The organism is Burkholderia cepacia complex sp. TUM26381 (assembly GCF_057439935.1).
The window spans coordinates 2,368,186-2,384,889 of record NZ_CM172006.1 but is presented as its reverse complement, the minus strand read 5'-3'; the positions used below and the strand labels follow the sequence as shown (position 1 = coordinate 2,384,889).

General features: G+C 65.5%; 19 protein-coding genes. 14 read left to right on the top strand and 5 right to left on the bottom strand.

Features of this window, described 5'->3' with window-relative positions:
• Positions 1-25: 25 nt before the first annotated feature.
• A complete protein-coding gene (locus ACWMMN_RS11200; protein WP_059233711.1) occupies positions 26-592 on the bottom strand; it encodes a phasin family protein in 567 nt (188 codons plus the stop codon).
• 78 nt (positions 593-670) lie between these two features.
• Between ACWMMN_RS11200 and ACWMMN_RS11195 the strand changes: the two genes are divergently transcribed.
• The gene (locus ACWMMN_RS11195) at positions 671-1,015 is read left to right on the top strand and encodes a hypothetical protein (protein ID WP_486422666.1); all 345 of its coding nucleotides are present in this window, start codon (positions 671-673) and stop codon (positions 1,013-1,015) included.
• A 231-nt stretch (positions 1,016-1,246) separates the two neighbouring features.
• Positions 1,247-2,416, top strand: a complete 1,170-nt coding sequence (pbpG, locus tag ACWMMN_RS11190; protein WP_059233712.1) for a D-alanyl-D-alanine endopeptidase — start codon at positions 1,247-1,249, stop codon at positions 2,414-2,416.
• A gap of 115 nt (positions 2,417-2,531) precedes the next feature.
• On the opposite strand, the gene ACWMMN_RS11185 is transcribed toward pbpG, so the two are convergent.
• On the bottom strand, positions 2,532-3,341 hold the full coding sequence (locus ACWMMN_RS11185; RefSeq protein ID WP_059233713.1) for an IclR family transcriptional regulator: 810 nt from the start codon (positions 3,339-3,341) through the stop codon (positions 2,532-2,534).
• 183 nt (positions 3,342-3,524) lie between these two features.
• Here ACWMMN_RS11185 and ACWMMN_RS11180 point away from each other — a divergent pair, with 183 nt between their 5' ends.
• The 12 genes from ACWMMN_RS11180 to iscX all read left to right on the top strand — a co-directional run bounded on the left by ACWMMN_RS11180 (position 3,525) and on the right by iscX (position 12,648).
• Positions 3,525-4,247 carry a (Fe-S)-binding protein gene (locus ACWMMN_RS11180; RefSeq protein ID WP_174993526.1) on the top strand — a complete coding sequence of 241 codons (723 nt, stop codon included), beginning with the start codon at positions 3,525-3,527 and terminating at the stop codon, positions 4,245-4,247.
• A 35-nt stretch (positions 4,248-4,282) separates the two neighbouring features.
• Positions 4,283-5,695 (top strand): lactate utilization protein B, encoded by a 1,413-nt coding sequence (locus ACWMMN_RS11175; RefSeq protein ID WP_059233715.1) that lies wholly within the window; start codon positions 4,283-4,285, stop codon positions 5,693-5,695.
• A 129-nt stretch (positions 5,696-5,824) separates the two neighbouring features.
• Positions 5,825-6,052 carry a hypothetical protein gene (locus ACWMMN_RS11170; protein WP_043190346.1) on the top strand — a complete coding sequence of 76 codons (228 nt, stop codon included), beginning with the start codon at positions 5,825-5,827 and terminating at the stop codon, positions 6,050-6,052.
• A gap of 101 nt (positions 6,053-6,153) precedes the next feature.
• A complete protein-coding gene (locus tag ACWMMN_RS11165; protein ID WP_059233717.1) occupies positions 6,154-6,636 on the top strand; it encodes a low molecular weight protein-tyrosine-phosphatase in 483 nt (160 codons plus the stop codon).
• Positions 6,637-6,750: 114 nt separating this feature from the next.
• Entirely contained in the window at positions 6,751-7,290 is a 540-nt protein-coding gene (gene iscR, locus ACWMMN_RS11160) for a Fe-S cluster assembly transcriptional regulator IscR (protein WP_009691731.1), read from the top strand.
• A gap of 65 nt (positions 7,291-7,355) precedes the next feature.
• Positions 7,356-8,579, top strand: coding sequence for an IscS subfamily cysteine desulfurase (locus ACWMMN_RS11155; protein ID WP_059233718.1), 1,224 nt, complete (start codon positions 7,356-7,358; stop codon positions 8,577-8,579).
• Between the two features lie 66 nt (positions 8,580-8,645).
• Positions 8,646-9,053, top strand: coding sequence for a Fe-S cluster assembly scaffold IscU (gene iscU / locus ACWMMN_RS11150; RefSeq protein ID WP_011352562.1), 408 nt, complete (start codon positions 8,646-8,648; stop codon positions 9,051-9,053).
• Positions 9,054-9,118: 65 nt separating this feature from the next.
• The gene (gene iscA / locus ACWMMN_RS11145) at positions 9,119-9,442 is read left to right on the top strand and encodes an iron-sulfur cluster assembly protein IscA (protein WP_014896627.1); all 324 of its coding nucleotides are present in this window, start codon (positions 9,119-9,121) and stop codon (positions 9,440-9,442) included.
• A gap of 94 nt (positions 9,443-9,536) precedes the next feature.
• Entirely contained in the window at positions 9,537-10,064 is a 528-nt protein-coding gene (hscB, locus tag ACWMMN_RS11140) for a Fe-S protein assembly co-chaperone HscB (protein ID WP_059236685.1), read from the top strand.
• A gap of 54 nt (positions 10,065-10,118) precedes the next feature.
• Positions 10,119-11,987, top strand: a complete 1,869-nt coding sequence (gene hscA / locus ACWMMN_RS11135; protein ID WP_342702498.1) for a Fe-S protein assembly chaperone HscA — start codon at positions 10,119-10,121, stop codon at positions 11,985-11,987.
• Positions 11,988-12,077: 90 nt separating this feature from the next.
• Positions 12,078-12,419 (top strand): ISC system 2Fe-2S type ferredoxin, encoded by a 342-nt coding sequence (gene fdx / locus ACWMMN_RS11130; protein ID WP_006478392.1) that lies wholly within the window; start codon positions 12,078-12,080, stop codon positions 12,417-12,419.
• Between the two features lie 19 nt (positions 12,420-12,438).
• Complete coding sequence (gene iscX, locus ACWMMN_RS11125) at positions 12,439-12,648, top strand: Fe-S cluster assembly protein IscX (RefSeq protein ID WP_021157676.1); 210 nt, start codon at positions 12,439-12,441, stop codon at positions 12,646-12,648.
• 146 nt (positions 12,649-12,794) lie between these two features.
• Here iscX and ACWMMN_RS11120 read toward each other — a convergent pair whose 3' ends face one another.
• The 3 genes from ACWMMN_RS11120 to prfB all read right to left on the bottom strand — a co-directional run bounded on the left by ACWMMN_RS11120 (position 12,795) and on the right by prfB (position 16,582).
• The gene (locus ACWMMN_RS11120; RefSeq protein ID WP_059233720.1) at positions 12,795-13,529 is read right to left on the bottom strand and encodes a glycine zipper 2TM domain-containing protein; all 735 of its coding nucleotides are present in this window, start codon (positions 13,527-13,529) and stop codon (positions 12,795-12,797) included.
• A 348-nt stretch (positions 13,530-13,877) separates the two neighbouring features.
• Positions 13,878-15,404, bottom strand: coding sequence for a lysine--tRNA ligase (gene lysS, locus ACWMMN_RS11115; RefSeq protein ID WP_059233721.1), 1,527 nt, complete (start codon positions 15,402-15,404; stop codon positions 13,878-13,880).
• 73 nt (positions 15,405-15,477) lie between these two features.
• Positions 15,478-16,582, bottom strand: a protein-coding gene (gene prfB / locus ACWMMN_RS11110; RefSeq protein WP_155627123.1) for a peptide chain release factor 2 whose coding sequence is annotated in 2 segments (ribosomal slippage) — positions 15,478-16,500 and positions 16,502-16,582 — 1,104 coding nt in all. Because the reading frame shifts where the segments join, the coding sequence is not laid out codon by codon here.
• Positions 16,583-16,704 lie beyond the last annotated feature (122 nt).

Sequence of the window (16,704 nt, the reverse complement as noted above, 5' to 3'; positions counted from 1 at the left end):
CGGCTTTTTCAGGAGCAGGGGACGCTTACGCGGCCGGCTTGCTCGAACGACGTGCAGCAGCGGCGGTAGCAGCCTTCGTTGCGACGGCAGCAGCAGCGTTGAAGTTCGTTTCAGCGATTTCGACGGCTTGCTTCGTGGCCTTCTGAACCGTTTCGTACGTGGTGTTCGCAGCGTTCAGTGCCGACTTCAGCGCGGCGACAGCCGTTTCCGAACCGGCCGGGGCGTTCTTCGCGACGTTGTCGACGAGTGCCTGGACCTTCTTGTTCTGCTCTTCGAATTGCGCTTCGGCAACCTTCGTGAACTCGGCTTGCGTCGACGATGCGATTTCGTACAGGTGACGGCCGTACGACAGCACCTTTTCAGCGACCGGCTGCGACAGGCTGGCTTGCAGTGCGATCAGTTCCTGAGCGTCCTTCACCGACAGCAGACGCTGTGCGTTTTCCTGGCTCTCGGCCAGCGTCGACTTCACGACCTGCAGGTTGAGTTCGATCAGCTTTTCGACGCCTTCGAACGCCTTGGTCGTCAGACCGAACAGGCTTTCGAGGTTGGCTTTTTGTGCAGCGGCGATTTGCTCGGGGGTCAGCAAGGACATGTCAAGCTCCTGAAAAGCGATCACGTCGATCGCAGGGTAAAGGGCACTACGCAGGGGAACCTCGGATGTGCGTGCTTTGTGCAACGCAGCAATGAGGCGTATTTTAGGGCAGAGAAAACGGATGTCAAGTATTATTTGTGCGTTGCACAATCGCGACAAATTATCGATAAAACAACGAGTTATCGTGGTCGTCCGGAATCGGTTTCACGCGTGATCCCAGATGGTGCGCACGACCGCGGGGCAAGCGCGGCGCACCATGATCATGCACAGGTAAACCTGACAGGCCCATGGAACGTTATCCTTCTGTCCTTGTCGAAAAACGCGCTGTTTTTGATGCGCGTGCCGTCGCGACGTGCCGCCGCCACGGTCGAGACCGGCGCTTTTGGCACGCCGGGCACCGGATACGTAGTTTCCCCGCTTTAAATCGCCTCCAAAGTGACGTTATCTCAATTAACCGTGTGGTAATCGGGAGACGGGCGCTGTCGGGCAGTGCACCCATGAGTTTTTTCGATGGGGGCGGGAGGGTTCATTGGTCTGAGGTTGACCGACCCTTACATTCCGGTTTAACGACGATCGGTAAGTGCCTAATATTGCTCTTTTTTTCAGCTTTAACTACACTTGCGGGAACCTCCCGCCCGCTTTGTCCAGACCCCAATGAAAGCCGAATCGTTTTCACCCCGCAGATTGTTGCAGAGCATGACGCTCGGCACGGCTGTGTCGGTCGCAGTCGCCTTGCTGGCGACCACCGCGTCCGTCGTGCCTGCTGACGCCTTTGCCGCCACTGCGAAGACCCAACAAGCCGCCAAGAAAAAGGCCGTCGCTCCTGCTTCGTCAGCGAAGAAGAAGTCGGCCAAGGCGACGTCCGACAAATCCGCCAAGGTCGCTGCGGCCGATGCGCCGCGCGCGAAAGCGTCGCGAAAGCGCGTGACGCTCACGGCGAACAACCTGCATGGCGGCCATCGCGGCGCGGTCCGCAAGGTCGCGTTCCAGCCGCGCCGGCCGACGGTCGGCCAGGCGTTCGGCCTGCACGACACGCCCGACGCGCTCGCGCTGCGTTCGAGCGTCGCGTACGTCGTCGACCAGAATTCCGGCGAGCCGCTGTTCGACAAGAATTCGCACGCCGTCGTGCCGATCGCGTCGATCTCGAAGCTGATGACGGCGATGGTCGTGCTCGACTCGAAGTCGCCGATGACCGACCAGATCGAAGTCACCGACGAAGACCGCGACTACGAGAAGGGCACGGGCTCGCGCCTGTCGGTCGGCTCGGTGCTGTCGCGCGAGGACATGCTGCACATCGCGCTGATGGCGTCGGAAAACCGCGCGGCCGCGTCGCTGTCGCGCTACTACCCGGGTGGCCGTCCGGCGTTCATCGCTGCGATGAACGCGAAGGCGAAGGCGCTCGGCATGACCGATACGCACTTCGAGAATTCGACGGGCCTGTCGAGCTCGAACGTGTCGAGCGCACGTGATCTCGTGAAGATGGTCAATGCGGCGTACCAGTACCCGATGATTCGTCAGTTCTCGACCGATCGCACCTACGAGGTGTACACGGGCAAGCGCAACCTGGTCTACAACAGCACCAATGCGCTGATCCGCGGCAACGGCTCGTGGGACATCGGCCTGCAGAAGACGGGCTTCATCAACGAAGCGGGCGAATGCCTCGTGATGCAGGCGACGATCCACGGCCGGCCGATGGTGATGGTGCTGCTCGATTCGTTCGGCAAGTACTCGCGCTTCGCCGACGCATCGCGCCTGCGCAACTGGCTCGACGCCGGCGGCGGCGAGCGCCTGACGGCAGCCAACACGCCGAACGGCGGGACCTGATCGCGCCGCGGTGTTTCACGGCCGCTTCGCAGGCTGCAACGAAAAAGCCCCGCAATCGCGGGGCTTTTTTTCGTCCGGCAGAACCGGAACCGGAACCGGAGCGGCGAGGGCAGCCTTACGCCTGCCGTTGCAGCCCGTCCACGTCCTTCGAGGGCGCCGGCCGGTAGCCGAGCGATTCCGAGATGGTGAGCGCGGTGCGGCTCAGCTGGCCGAGCCACGCGTCCTGCAGGCGGTCGGCCGGTGCCGACAGCGACAGGCCCGCGACGAGCTTGCCCGAATCGTCGTAGATGCCGGCCGCGATACAGCGCACGCCGAGCTCCAGCTCCTCGTTGTCGCGCGCGCACGATTGCTGGCGGACGATCGTCAGCTCGCGCTCGAGCTTTGCGATGTCGGTGATGCTGTTCTGCGTATGGCCGGACAGCCCCGTGCGCGTGGCATAGGCGCGCACGCGCGATGTTTCGTCGGCCGCGAGGAACAGCTTGCCGACCGACGTCAGGTGCAGCGGCGCACGGCCGCCGATCGCGCGGACGACCTGCATCCCCGAGCGCTCCGAATACGCGCGCTCGATGTAGACGATCTCGTCGCCCTGACGCACCGACAGGTTCACGGTCTGCCCGGTGAGACGGTGCAGCTCGCGCATCGGCATCAGCGCCGCGTCGCGCACCGACAGGCGCGCCTTCACGAGGTTGCCGAGCTCCAGCAGCCGCATGCCGAGGCGATAGGTGCCGGGATCGGAGCGGTCGACGAGGCGACAGGTCACCATGTCGTTGAGGATGCGGTGCGCGGTCGACGGGTGCAGCTCCGTGCGCTGCGCCAGTTCCTTCAGGCTGACAGGATCACTGTGCGCGGCGAGCGCGTCCAGCAGCCGCATCATGCGTTCGATCACCTGGATCGACGTTTTTGAATCCGGGGTGGGTTGGCTCATGTCGGGGGAGAAATCGGTTGACGCGTCAAGCGGTGTTGCAACGATTGTATCTCGTATTGTGAAAAAAGCGAACGCCGTTCGAGGAAGTCCTCGTTTCGCGCACGGCGGGCTTGCGCGCGAACCGGCGTTGGTCTTGCCGGCCAAACGGCGGATAATGAGTGCCGTTTTCTCGAAGGAGCACGTATGCGAGTCGGTTTGTTCGTGACCTGCCTGGTCGATCTGATGCGCCCCGAAATCGGTTTCTCGGCGCTCAAGCTGATTCGCGACGCCGGCTACGAGGTGATCGTGCCGCCCGCGCAGACCTGCTGCGGCCAGCCGGCCTACAACTCGGGCGACCGCGCGCTCGCGCGCGACCTCGCGGAAAAGACGCTGCGCGAATTCGAGCAGTTCGATTACGTCGTTGCCCCGTCGGGTTCGTGCGGCGGGATGATCCGCGCGCACTACGGCGACCTGTTCCGCGACGACCCCGAACTGATGGGACGCTACACGCGGTTCCAGCAGAAAGTCCATGAGCTGACCGATTTCCTCGCGAACGTCGCGAAGGTGTCGCTCGCGCCGGGCGAATTCACGGGCCCCGTCACCTATCACGACGCGTGCTCGGGCCTGCGCGAACTCGGCGTGAAGGCACAGCCGCGCGCGCTGCTCGCGCAGCGCGGCGTCGCGGTTACCGAGATGAAGGACTGCGAGCACTGCTGCGGCTTCGGCGGCACGTTTGCGGTCAAGTACGGCGACATCTCGGCGGCCATCGCGGACGAGAAATGCGCGAACGTGCGCGCGTCGGGCGCGGGCACCGTCGTGCTCGGCGATCTCGGCTGCATGCTGAACATCGAAGGGCGGTTGCGCCGCACCGGCGACCGCGACACGCGCGTGCTGCACGTCGCGCAGGTGCTGGCGGGCGACGTCTGACGCCCGGTTCCGCTCACTTATTCCCCGATACCGCGATGCAAGTCCAATCGATGCATTTCAAGGCGCGCGCCGGCCAGAAGCTGGCCGACCAGCGCCTGCAGCAGAACCTGAAGAAGCTGTCGACGAAGTTCGTGTCGGCACGCGCCGACGCGATGACCGCGATCGACTTCCCGGCCACGCGCGCCGCGCTGAAGGCGCGCCGCAACCGCGCGCTGGAGAACCTCGACGTGTGGCTCGAAGCATTCGAGCGCGAAGCGACGCGGCGCGGCACGACGGTACTGTTCGCCGAAACGACCGCGGATGCCGCGCGGCTCGTGGCCGACATCGCGCGCCGGCACGACGTGAAGAAGGTCATCAAGACCAAGTCGATGGTGTCCGAGGAAATGCGCCTGAACGCGGTGCTCGCGGAGATGGGCGTGCAGTCGATCGAGACGGACCTCGGCGAATACATCCTGCAGATCAACGACAACGAGCCGCCGAGCCACATCATTGCGCCCGTCGTGCACAAGGACAAGGACGAGATCGCCGACCTGTTCGCGCGCACGCACCACCGCGAGCGGCTCACCGAGATTCCGGACATGACGCGCGAGGCGCGCGAGGTGCTGCGCCCGCATTTCATGTCGGCCGACATGGGCGTGACGGGCGGCAACTTCGTGATCGCCGAGACCGGCTCGGTCGCGATCGTGACGAACGAAGGGAACGAGGGCATGTGCACGGTGATGCCGCGCGTGCACGTCGCGGTGACGGGCATCGAGAAGGTGCTGCCGACGCTCGAGGATCTCGCGACCGCGATGCGCCTGCTGCCGCGTTCCGCGACCGGGCAGAAGACGTCGAATTATTTCTCGCTGCTGACCGGGCCGCGCGGGCCCGGCGACGAGGACGGCCCCGAGCACAACTACGTGGTGCTGGTCGACGGCGGACGCACGGGCCTGATCGGCGGCGAATTCCAGGAGATGCTGCGCTGCATTCGCTGCGGCGCATGCATGAACCACTGCCCGGTGTACCAGAAGGTCGGCGGCCATGCGTATGGCTGGGTCTATCCGGGGCCGATGGGGTCGGTGCTGACGCCGAGCTACGTCGGGCTCGACCGCACGCTCGACCTGCCGCAGGCCGCGACGCTATGCGGCGAATGCGACAGCGTGTGCCCGGCCGGGATTCCGTTGTCGCACCTGTTGCGCACGCTGCGCGAGAAGCAGGTCGAGCGCCATCTGCGGCCGTGGCGCGAGCGGGCGGCCCTCGCCACTTGGGGCTTCTTCGCGCGGCGGCCGATGCTCTATGCGCTGACGACCAAGCTCGCGGTGCGCGTTCTCGAGCGGCTGGGCGGCAGCGGCGGCACGCTGCGCCGCCTGCCGATGATGGGCGGCTGGATGGATACGCGCGACATGCCGACGCCGACCGGGCGCACGTTCCGCGAGCTGTACGCGGCGTCCCAAAGCCACCTCGGCTGACGACTGTTCATCGGGCGGCAACAGTGCGTTCGCTATTTGCATATTTATCTCGATAGGTGCGGTCTATAGAATCCTGTCTGTAGTCCCCGGAATTGGGTTTCGGGGTACCCGGTCAAGGAGGTCCGCATCATGAGAAAGACAATATCGATGTACTGGCCGCTGGCAATCGTCGTCCCGCTTGCAGCGGCAGCCTATCTGCATGCGATGGCCGATGCGCCGTCGCGTGGCCCGCTGGCAGTGCACCAGGCGTCTGCCGAGCTGGCGCGCGCGGTGTCGTTCGGGCTGGTCGGCGACGCGGCGAAGCCGCTGCCGGCCGCATCCGGCGATGTCGTGCTCGCCGCGCCGAAGGCGCTGTAATGCACGGCGCCGTCGCTTTGCGCGGCGGCGCGGTTTCGGCCGTCTTTGTATAATGGCGTGCTCTTCTCCCACGCGGTCCGCCGCAACTTTGCGATAGTGCGATGACCCGCGTTGCGATCTGTTTCGTCTGTCTCGGCAACATCTGCCGTTCGCCCACCGCCGAAGGCGTGATGCGCCACCAGGTCGACGCGGCCGCGCTGGCGGACAGGATCGCGATCGATTCGGCCGGCACCGGCGACTGGCACGTGGGCGAGCCGCCCGATACGCGGGCGCAGGCGGCCGCGCTCGGCCGCGGCTACGACCTGTCGGCGCTGCGCGCGCGGCAGGTGAGTGCGGCGGATTTCGAGCGCTTCGACCTGCTGCTCGCGATGGACGAGGCGAATCTCGCGGAATTGCAGCGCCGCTGCCCGCCGCAGCATCGCGACAAGGTGCGCCTGCTGATGGAATTCGCGCCGGATTCGGCCGAAACCGAAGTGGCCGATCCGTATTTCGGCGGTGCGCAGGGTTTCGAACAGGTGCTCGACCAGGTCGAACGCGCGTGCGCGGGCCTGCTGGAGACGCTGCGGGCCCGTACGGCGCGCTGATCGCACGGTATTCAGCGGTCTGCGAATACCCTACCAAAGGCATGGATACTTGACTAAAATCGTCAAATATTTATACTTGACCAAAATCGTCAAGATTGCAGTCCCCTAGACACTATGAGACTCACCACCAAAGGCCGTTTCGCCGTCACGGCGATGATTGACTTGGCACTGCGCCAGGAGCAGGGCCCGGTGACGCTTGCAGGCATCAGCCAGCGCCAGCGGATTTCGCTCTCGTATCTCGAACAGCTGTTCGGCAAGCTGCGCAGGCATGAAATCGTCGAATCCGTGCGCGGCCCGGGCGGCGGCTACAACCTCGCGCGTCGCGCGCAGGACGTCACCGTTGCCGACATCATCATCGCGGTCGATGAACCGCTCGACGCCACGCAGTGCGGCGGCAAAGGCACGTGCGACGGCTCGAAGCAGCCCGACGGCCATTGCATGACGCACGAGCTGTGGTCGACCCTGAACCAGAAGATGGTCGAATACCTCGATTCCGTGTCGCTGCAGGATCTCGTCGATCAGCAGCGTGCACGCGAGGGCGCCCCTGCGGTGCTGCGTGATCGTCGCACACCGGAGCCCGTCGCCGCACCGGCCGAGCCCGTGCGCACGATGCCGCTCGGCCCCAATTCGGTGTTCAACATCGCGAGTTCGTGAGCGCGAAGGCGCCTGCCATACCCCATAACGCACATAGTCCCTGCACAGAATACCCGGAGCGACAGATGACCCAAGAGACTCTCCACCTGCCCATCTACATGGATTACAGCGCGACGACGCCCGTCGATCCGCGTGTGGTCGACAAGATGGTGCCGTACCTGCGCGAGCAGTTCGGCAACCCGGCGTCGCGCAGCCACGCTTACGGCTGGGACGCTGAGCGTGCAGTCGAGGAAGCGCGTGAACAGGTTGCCGCACTCGTGAACGCGGATCCGCGCGAGATCATCTGGACGTCCGGCGCAACGGAGTCGGACAACCTGGCGATCAAGGGTGCCGCGAACTTCTACAAGGGCAAGGGCAAGCACATCATCACGGTGAAGACCGAGCACAAGGCCGTGCTCGATACCTGCCGCGAGCTCGAGCGTGACGGTTTCGAAGTCACCTACCTCGACGTGAAGGATGACGGCCTGATCGACCTCGACGTGTTCAAGGCCGCGCTGCGCCCGGACACGATCCTCGTGTCGGTGATGCACGTGAACAACGAGATCGGCGTGATCCAGGACATCGAGACGATCGGTGAGATCTGCCGCGAGAAGGGCATCGTGTTCCACGTCGACGCCGCGCAGTCGACCGGCAAGGTCGGGATCGATCTCGCGAAGCTGAAGGTCGACCTGATGTCGTTCTCGGCGCACAAGACCTACGGCCCGAAGGGCATCGGCGCGCTGTACGTGCGCCGCAAGCCGCGCGTGCGGATCGAAGCGCAGATGCACGGCGGTGGCCACGAGCGCGGCATGCGTTCGGGCACGCTGCCGACGCACCAGATCGTCGGCATGGGCGAAGCGTTCCGCATCGCCCGCGAAGAAATGGCGACCGAGAACGAGCGCGTCCGCATGCTGCGCGACAAGCTGCTGCGCGGCCTGTCGCAGATCGAGGAAACCTACGTGAACGGCGACATGGAACACCGTGTCCCGCACAACCTGAACATCAGCTTCAACTTCGTCGAAGGCGAGTCGCTGATCATGGCGATCAAGGACGTCGCGGTGTCGTCGGGCTCCGCGTGCACGTCGGCGTCGCTGGAGCCGTCGTACGTGCTGCGTGCGCTCGGCCGCAACGACGAACTCGCGCACAGCTCGATCCGCTTCACGGTCGGCCGCTTCACGACGGAGCAGGAAGTCGACTTCGTGATCGACCTGCTGAACAGCAAGATCGCGAAGCTGCGCGAACTGTCGCCGCTCTGGGAAATGCACCAGGAAGGCATCGATCTGTCGACGATCGAATGGGCCGCACACTAATAGCGCATTGAATACACCCGCGGGCGGATGACGCACGCAGACGTAACGAGTCAAGGAGTCTGAGTCATGTCTTACAGCAACAAGGTTCTGGATCACTACGAAAACCCGCGCAACGTCGGTTCGTTCGCAAAGGACGACGACACGGTCGGCACGGGCATGGTCGGCGCGCCGGCTTGCGGCGACGTGATGAAGCTGCAGATCCGCGTCGGCGCGGACGGCGTGATCGAAGACGCGAAGTTCAAGACCTACGGTTGCGGTTCCGCGATCGCGTCAAGCTCGCTCGTCACCGAGTGGGTGAAGGGCAAGACGCTCGACGAGGCACTGTCGATCAAGAACACGCAGATCGCCGAAGAACTCGCGCTGCCGCCGGTGAAGATTCACTGCTCGATCCTCGCGGAAGACGCGATCAAGGCAGCCGTGGCCGACTACAAGAAGCGCCACGACACCACGGAAGGCGATCAGGCAGCAGCCTGAGCGGCATCGAGCGGCTAGAGAAGGAAACGCGGCGGGCCCCGGTGGCGCGCCGCGGCAAGGACATCATGGCAATTACACTGACCGAAAAAGCAGCACAGCACGTCCAGAAATACCTCGTCCGTCGCGGCAAGGGTGTGGGCCTGCGGCTTGGCGTTCGCACGACCGGGTGCTCGGGGCTCGCGTACAAGCTCGAGTATGTCGACGAGCTGGCTCCCGAGGATCAGGTGTTCGAGAGCCATGGCGTGAAGGTGATCGTCGATCCGAAGAGCCTCGCGTACATCGACGGTACCGAGCTCGACTTCGCCCGCGAAGGCCTGAACGAAGGGTTCAAGTTCAACAACCCGAACGTGAAGGACGAGTGCGGTTGCGGCGAATCGTTCCGCGTGTGACGCGGACCTCCGCGCGATGCGGGCAAGAGGCGGCACGGGCCGCCTTTTTAATGTGCGGCGTTTGCCGCGCGACGAACCGGAATTGAACGCGACGATGGTCTCGCTGAAAGACAGCCACTTCGACCTGTTTCACCTGCCGGCGCAATTCGCGCTCGACGAAGCGGCGCTCGACACCGCCTACCGGACGGTGCAGACGCAGGTGCATCCGGACCGCTTCGCGGCGGCCGGCGACGCGCAAAAGCGCATCGCGATGCAATGGGCAACCCGCGCGAACGAGGCATACCGCACGCTGCGCGATCCGCTGAAGCGCGCGTCCTATCTGCTGTCGCTGCGCGGCGTCGACATCGGCGCGGAAAACAACACGGCGATGGAACCTGCGTTCCTGATGCAGCAGATGGAGTGGCGCGAAGGCATCGAGGATGCCGCCGCCGCCCGCAACGTCGACGCGCTCGATGCGCTGCTTGCCGAGTTGCGCGACGAGAAGCGCGTGCGTGTCGAGCGCCTCGGCACGTTGCTCGACAGCGGCGCCGACCAGGCCGCCGCGGAAGCCGTGCGCCAGCTGATGTTCATCGAACGCGTCGCGTCGGAAGTGGGCGCGCAGATCGAGCGCCTCGAAACTTAACCGCGTGCCTCGCGGCACGCGCAGCAAACGGGCCGAGCGCCCGAACGAACCAAGATGGCTTTACTGCAAATTTCCGAACCGGGCATGGCGCCGGCGCCGCACCAGCGGCGACTCGCCGTCGGGATCGATCTCGGCACGACGAACTCGCTCGTCGCGGCCGTGCGCAACAGCGTGCCGGAAGTGCTGCCGGACGAAGCGGGCCGCATGCTGCTGCCGTCGGTGGTCCGTTACCTCGAGAAGGGCGGCCGCCGTATCGGTCACGAAGCGAAAGAGCAGGCCGCCACCGATCCGCGCAACACGATCGTGTCGGTCAAGCGCTTCATGGGCCGAGGCAAGGCCGAGGTCGAAGGCGCGGCGAACGCGCCGTATGAATTCGTCGATGCGCCGGGCATGGTGCAGATCCGTACGATCGACGGCGTGAAGAGCCCGGTCGAAGTGTCGGCCGAGATTCTCGCGACGCTGCGCTATCGCGCCGAGGATTCGCTCGGCGACGATCTGGTTGGCGCGGTGATCACGGTGCCCGCGTATTTCGACGACGCGCAGCGCCAGGCGACCAAGGATGCGGCGCGCCTCGCGGGCCTCAACGTGCTGCGCCTGCTGAACGAACCGACCGCCGCGGCGATTGCCTACGGCCTCGACAACGGCGCCGAAGGCCTCTACGCGGTGTACGACCTGGGCGGCGGCACGTTCGACCTGTCGATCCTGAAGCTGACGAAGGGCGTGTTCGAAGTGCTGGCCGCAGGCGGCGATTCCGCGCTCGGCGGCGACGATTTCGACCATGCGCTGTTCGGTCACGTGCTCGCGCAGGCCGGCATCGACGCGAAGACGCTCGCGCCCGAAGACGTGCGCCTGCTGCTCGACCGCGTGCGCGTGCTGAAGGAAGCGCTGTCCGCCGCGCCGCAGGCGTCGCTGGACGTCACGCTGTCGGGCGGTGCGCACCTCGTGCAGACGATCTCGCACGATACGTTCGCGTCGCTCGTCGAGCCGCTCGTGCAGCGTACGCTCACGCCGACCCGCAAGGCGCTGCGCGACGCGCAGGTCACGCCGGGCGACATCAAGGGTGTCGTGCTCGTCGGCGGCGCGACGCGCATGCCGGTGATTCGCGACGCCGTTGCGAAATATTTCGGCCAGCCGCCGCTCGTGAACCTCGATCCGGACCAGGTCGTCGCGCTCGGCGCGGCGATCCAGGCCGACCTGCTCGCGGGCAATCGCGGCACCGGCGACGACTGGCTGCTGCTCGACGTGATTCCGCTGTCGCTCGGTGTCGAGACGATGGGCGGCCTCGTCGAGAAGATCATTCCGCGCAACTCGACGATTCCGATCGCGCGTGCGCAGGAATTCACGACCTTCAAGGACGGCCAGACCGCGATGGCAATCCACGTCGTGCAGGGCGAGCGCGAGCTCGTCGCCGACTGCCGGTCGCTCGCGCGCTTCGAGCTGCGCGGCATTCCGCCGATGACGGCCGGCGCCGCACGCATTCGCGTGACCTATCAGGTCGACGCGGACGGCCTGCTGTCGGTGTTCGCACGTGAACAGCTGTCGGGCGTCGAGGCGTCGGTCGTCGTGAAGCCGTCGTACGGCCTCGCCGACGACGACATCGCGAAGATGCTCGAGGACAGCTTCAAGACCGCCGAAATCGACATGCGTGCCCGCGCGCTGCGCGAAGCACAGGTCGAGGCCGAGCGGATGCTCGAGGCGACGCAGGCCGCGCTGGCGACCGATGGCGAACTGCTCGACGCGGACGAGCGCGCGCAGGTCGACACGTTGGCCGCGGCGCTGCGCGCGGTCGCACAGGGCGACGATACGAATGCGATCGAAGCGGCGACCAAGACGCTGGCCGACGGCACCGATGAATTCGCGGCGCGCCGGATGGACAAGAGCATCAAGCGCGCGCTGTCGGGCCGCCGGCTCGACGAGATCTGAACTTGCGAACCGCGCATCGGCCGGCGACGGCCTGCGCGCGATAATGAACCGTGCGGCGCCTCGCGCCGCACCCTGACTGACGGAACGGACATGCCTCAACTGGTGGTGCTGCCTCACGTCGAACTGTGCCCGGATGGCGCAGTGATCGACGCGACGCCCGGCAAGAGTATCTGCGACAACCTGCTCGATCACGGGATCGAGATCGAGCATGCATGCGAGAAGTCGTGCGCATGCACGACGTGCCACGTGGTGATCCGCGAGGGCTTCAACGATCTGACGCCGTCCGAAGAGGACGAGGACGATCTGCTGGACAAGGCGTGGGGCCTCGAGCCGACGTCGCGCCTGTCGTGCCAGGCAATCGTGAAGGAAGATTCGGACCTGGTGGTCGAGATTCCGAAGTACTCGATCAACCACGCGAAGGAAAACCACTGACCCAAACCGGAGGCAGGCGATGAAATGGACCGATTCGCGTGAAATAGCCATTGCGCTGGCGGACAAGCACCCGGACATCGACCCGCAGCGGATCAACTTCGTCGACCTGCGCCAGTGGGTGCTCGAACTCGACGGCTTCGACGACGATCCGAAACACTCGGGCGAGAAGATCCTCGAGGCGATCCAGGCACACTGGATCGACGAGTCGGATTTCGACGACGAGGACTGACGGACCGGGCACCGCGCGTGCCGCATCGGCACGCATGGCGCCAATGAAAAAACGGCTCGAGGGCAATTGCTCTCGAGCCGTTTTCGTTTTCGGGCCGCTGGCCCGCGCACGACACGCGGGCAGGGGGCACCGATGCGATCGGGCGATTACGCGCCGACCAGCGTGCCGTTCTCGATCCGCACGCGCTGGCCCTGGCCGAACGGCGGCGGGTTGTGGTACGTGAACGTACGCGTCGCACCGCTTTCCATCTGCACTTGCACCTGATAGTCGGTTTCCGCGCGCACCTGCTTCTCGACCTGGTTGCCGGCGAGACCGCCGCCCAGCGCGCCGATGATCGTCATCGCGGTGCGGCCGTTACCGTGACCGAACTGGTTGCCGAGCAGGCCGCCGGCTGCAGCGCCGCCCACGGCGCCGATCCCCGAGCTCTGGCCCGGCGTGCGCGTCTGCGAAATCGCGACGACCGTGCCGCAGCTCTGGCAGTAGGCCTGGGCCGGCGCCGACGGCTGCTGCGCGTATTGCGGCGGCTGCGGTGCCGTCGTATGACGGCGGTGCGGCGGCGCTGCCGGGCGCGGCGCGGGCTTCGGCTCGGCCTGCGCGACGGCGGCAGCCTTCTGTTGCGCGGCGGCCTGTTCCGCTGCCTGCTGCTGCGCTTGCGCGGCGAGCGCGGCGCTGGCGGCGGCAGCCGTATCGACGGCCGGTTGCGACGCGATCAGCGCGGCCTGGGTCTGGCCGTTCTGTGCGTTGCTGCTGCTGGCCTTCGGGAAGATGCCCGTGATGGCTGCCGTCGCCGCGAGGCTGGCGACGATGACGGCGCCGGCGGCAGTGGCGATGAGCGGGTGGAGGCGTTGCTTTTGCGGCGTGGTCTGATTCTGGTTGTCCATTTTTTTCTCCGATGTCGATCCGGGGCGGCACTTCGGTGCCCGGCCGGATCCCACGCTCGGGAGCGAGCAGACCGGGCGTTCCTGCGCCTGGTTCTGGTCCCGTGGTCATGCGTGGTGACGCAAAAGGAGTGTCGTCTACCGGCAAGCGGCGCGCCGTATCAAGGTGTAACGAATTGCAGCGGGGCGCCGGCGGTCGTTCCAGGGAAAACCCGGAGAAGGTCGTCGCGACGAGGGAATAAAACGGGGGAGGATCGAAAGCCGGCGAACGCCGGCTGGCGGGACTTACGCGTCGTTACAAAGCTGTCGCGTGCGCGCCGCAGGGCGCGGCGCACACGCGGGTGCGGCGGATCAGTCTTCGCGGCGCAGGTGCGGGAACAGCAGCACGTCGCGGATCGTCGGGCTGTCGGTCAGCAGCATCACGAGACGGTCGATGCCGATCCCGCAGCCGCCCGTCGGAGGCATCCCGTATTCGAGCGCGCGGATGTAATCGGCGTCGAAGAACATCGCTTCCTCGTCGCCGGCATCCTTCTGCTCGACCTGCTTCTTGAAGCGTGCGGCCTGGTCTTCCGGATCGTTCAGCTCCGAGAAGCCGTTCGCGATTTCGCGGCCGGTCATGAACAGCTCGAAACGCTCGGTGATGCCCGGCACCGTATCCGATGCGCGTGCGAGCGGCGACACCTCGACCGGGTAGTCGATGATGAACGTCGGTTCCCACAGCTGCGCTTCGGCCGTTTCCTCGAACAGCGCGAGCTGCAGCGCGCCGATGCCTGCGTTCAGGAACGCCGGCTGCGACACGTCGACGCCGAAGCGCTTCAGTTCGGTGCGCAGGAACGCATCGTCCGACAGCTGGCCGTCGGTGTAGCCCGGTGCGTACTTCTGGATCGCCTGCGTGATCGTCAGGCGATGGAACGGCTTCGCGAGGTCGAGCTCGCGGCCCTGATACTGGATCGTCGCGGTGCCGAGCGCATCGATCGCCGCCTGGCGGATCAGTTGCTCGGTGAAGTCCATCAGCCAGCGGTAGTCGGTGTACGCGGCGTAGAACTCCATCATCGTGAATTCCGGGTTGTGACGCGGCGACACGCCTTCGTTCCGGAAGTTACGGTTGATCTCGAACACGCGCTCGAAGCCGCCGACGATCAGGCGCTTCAGGTACAGCTCCGGCGCGATGCGCAGGAACATCTGCATGTCGAGCGCATTGTGATGCGTGACGAACGGCTTGGCCGCTGCGCCGCCCGGGATCGGGTGCAGCATCGGCGTCTCGACTTCCATGAACTCGGCGTTGTCCATGAACTTGCGGATCGACGCGATCGTCTTCGTGCGGGCGCGGAACGTGTCGCGCGTTTCCGGCGTGACGATCAGGTCGACGTAGCGCTGGCGGTAGCGCATTTCCTGGTCGGACAGGCCGTGGAACTTGTCCGGCAGCGGCCGCAGCGCCTTCGACAGCAGGCGCAGCTCCTTGCACTGGACCGACAGCTCGCCCTTGTTGGTGCGGAACAGCACGCCGCGCGCGGCGACGATGTCGCCGAGGTCCCACTTCTTGAATGCGTCGTAGGTTTCGGCGCCGACGTCGTTCGGCGTCACGAAGAACTGGATCTGGCCCGAACCGTCCTGCACCGTCGCGAAGCTTGCCTTGCCCATCACGCGCTTGAGCATCATGCGGCCGGCCACCGACACCTCGACCGGGTTCGCTTCGAGCGCGGCCTTGTCCGAATCGGCGAATTTCGCCTGCAGGTCGGCTGCGTGGTGCTCGGGCCGGAAGTCGTTCGGGTAGGCGACGCCTTGCTCGCGCAGGGCGCGCAGCTTCTCGCGGCGCTCGGCGATGATCTGGTTTTCGTCCGCCGTGACGGCGGGCTGCGTTTGGGTCGGTTCGGTCATGATGGTCGGAATTCGGAGTGGGTGCGGCAACGCAAACGGGAAGGGCGGCGCGGACCAGGCCGCGCCGCGGCGCTTACACGCCCTGTTTGAGGCTCGCGCTGATGAAGTCGTCGAGATCGCCGTCGAGCACCGCACGCGTGTTGCTCATTTCGACGTTCGTACGCAGGTCCTTCACGCGGCTCTGGTCGAGCACGTACGAGCGGATCTGGTGGCCCCAGCCCACATCGGTCTTGCTCGATTCGAGCTTGTCCTGTTCGGCCTGGCGCTTGCGCATTTCGACTTCGTACAGGCGCGACTTCAGCATCGCCATTGCTTCGGCACGGTTGCGGTGCTGCGAGCGGTCGTTCTGGCACTGCACGACGATACCGGTCGGCATGTGCGTGATCCGCACCGCGGAGTCGGTCTTGTTGATGTGCTGGCCGCCCGCGCCCGATGCGCGGTACGTGTCGATGCGCAGGTCGGCCGGGTTGATCTCGACTTCGATCGAGTCGTCGATTTCCGGATAGACGAACACCGACGAGAACGACGTGTGACGGCCGCCCGACGAGTCGAACGGCGACTTGCGCACGAGGCGGTGGATGCCCGTTTCGGTGCGCAGGAAGCCGTATGCGTATTCGCCCGTGACCTTGACCGTCGCGTTCTTGATGCCGGCGACGTCGCCGTCGGACTCTTCGAGCACTTCGGCCTTGAAGCCCTTGCGTTCGCAGTAGCGCAGGTACTGGCGCAGCAGCATCGATGCCCAGTCGCACGCCTCGGTGCCGCCGGCGCCGGCCTGGATGTCGATGAAGCAGTTGTTCGGGTCGGCCGGGTTCGAGAACATCCGGCGGAACTCGATGTCGCCGACGCGCGCCTCGAGCTTCGCGGCGTCGTCTTCCGACGCGAGCAGCGTGTCCTCGTCGCCTTCCTCGCGAGCCAGCTCGAACAGGTCGAGCGCGTCGCGCAGGTCGCTATCGAGTACGGTGAGCGTCGTGACGACGCCATCGAGCAGCTTCTTCTCGCGACCGAGCGCCTGGGCGTTCTTCGAATCGTTCCAGACGTTCGGGTCTTCGAGTTCCTTGTTGACTTCGGTCAGACGCGCAGCTTTGGCGTCGTAGTCAAAGATACCCCCGAAGCTCGCCCGCGCGGGTGCGCAGGTCAAGCAGGGAGCTTTCGATCGCGTTGAGACGTTCCGCTTCCATGATCGTTCGCTATTCTTGCTTCGTAAAAAAGCGGAATTATAGCCGATCGGCAGGCTTGCCCGGTGACGCAAACGGTGCGCACGCGCGCGCCGAGGCCCCGTCCGGCGCGGCGTGCGTGCGGG

Coding starts and splice junctions, on each gene's coding strand:
- pbpG (WP_059233712.1), top strand. CDS start 1,247: ATGAAAGCCGAATCGTTTTCACCCCGCAGATTGTTGCAGAGCATGACG.
- ACWMMN_RS11175 (WP_059233715.1), top strand. CDS start 4,283: ATGCAAGTCCAATCGATGCATTTCAAGGCGCGCGCCGGCCAGAAGCTG.
- lysS (WP_059233721.1), bottom strand. CDS start 15,404: ATGACCGAACCGACCCAAACGCAGCCCGCCGTCACGGCGGACGAAAAC.
- iscA (WP_014896627.1), top strand. CDS start 9,119: ATGGCAATTACACTGACCGAAAAAGCAGCACAGCACGTCCAGAAATAC.
- ACWMMN_RS11170 (WP_043190346.1), top strand. CDS start 5,825: ATGAGAAAGACAATATCGATGTACTGGCCGCTGGCAATCGTCGTCCCG.
- iscX (WP_021157676.1), top strand. CDS start 12,439: ATGAAATGGACCGATTCGCGTGAAATAGCCATTGCGCTGGCGGACAAG.
- ACWMMN_RS11200 (WP_059233711.1), bottom strand. CDS start 592: ATGTCCTTGCTGACCCCCGAGCAAATCGCCGCTGCACAAAAAGCCAAC.
- fdx (WP_006478392.1), top strand. CDS start 12,078: ATGCCTCAACTGGTGGTGCTGCCTCACGTCGAACTGTGCCCGGATGGC.
- ACWMMN_RS11120 (WP_059233720.1), bottom strand. CDS start 13,529: ATGGACAACCAGAATCAGACCACGCCGCAAAAGCAACGCCTCCACCCG.
- iscU (WP_011352562.1), top strand. CDS start 8,646: ATGTCTTACAGCAACAAGGTTCTGGATCACTACGAAAACCCGCGCAAC.
- ACWMMN_RS11165 (WP_059233717.1), top strand. CDS start 6,154: ATGACCCGCGTTGCGATCTGTTTCGTCTGTCTCGGCAACATCTGCCGT.
- hscA (WP_342702498.1), top strand. CDS start 10,119: ATGGCTTTACTGCAAATTTCCGAACCGGGCATGGCGCCGGCGCCGCAC.
- hscB (WP_059236685.1), top strand. CDS start 9,537: ATGGTCTCGCTGAAAGACAGCCACTTCGACCTGTTTCACCTGCCGGCG.
- ACWMMN_RS11155 (WP_059233718.1), top strand. CDS start 7,356: ATGACCCAAGAGACTCTCCACCTGCCCATCTACATGGATTACAGCGCG.
- ACWMMN_RS11180 (WP_174993526.1), top strand. CDS start 3,525: ATGCGAGTCGGTTTGTTCGTGACCTGCCTGGTCGATCTGATGCGCCCC.
- iscR (WP_009691731.1), top strand. CDS start 6,751: ATGAGACTCACCACCAAAGGCCGTTTCGCCGTCACGGCGATGATTGAC.
- ACWMMN_RS11185 (WP_059233713.1), bottom strand. CDS start 3,341: ATGAGCCAACCCACCCCGGATTCAAAAACGTCGATCCAGGTGATCGAA.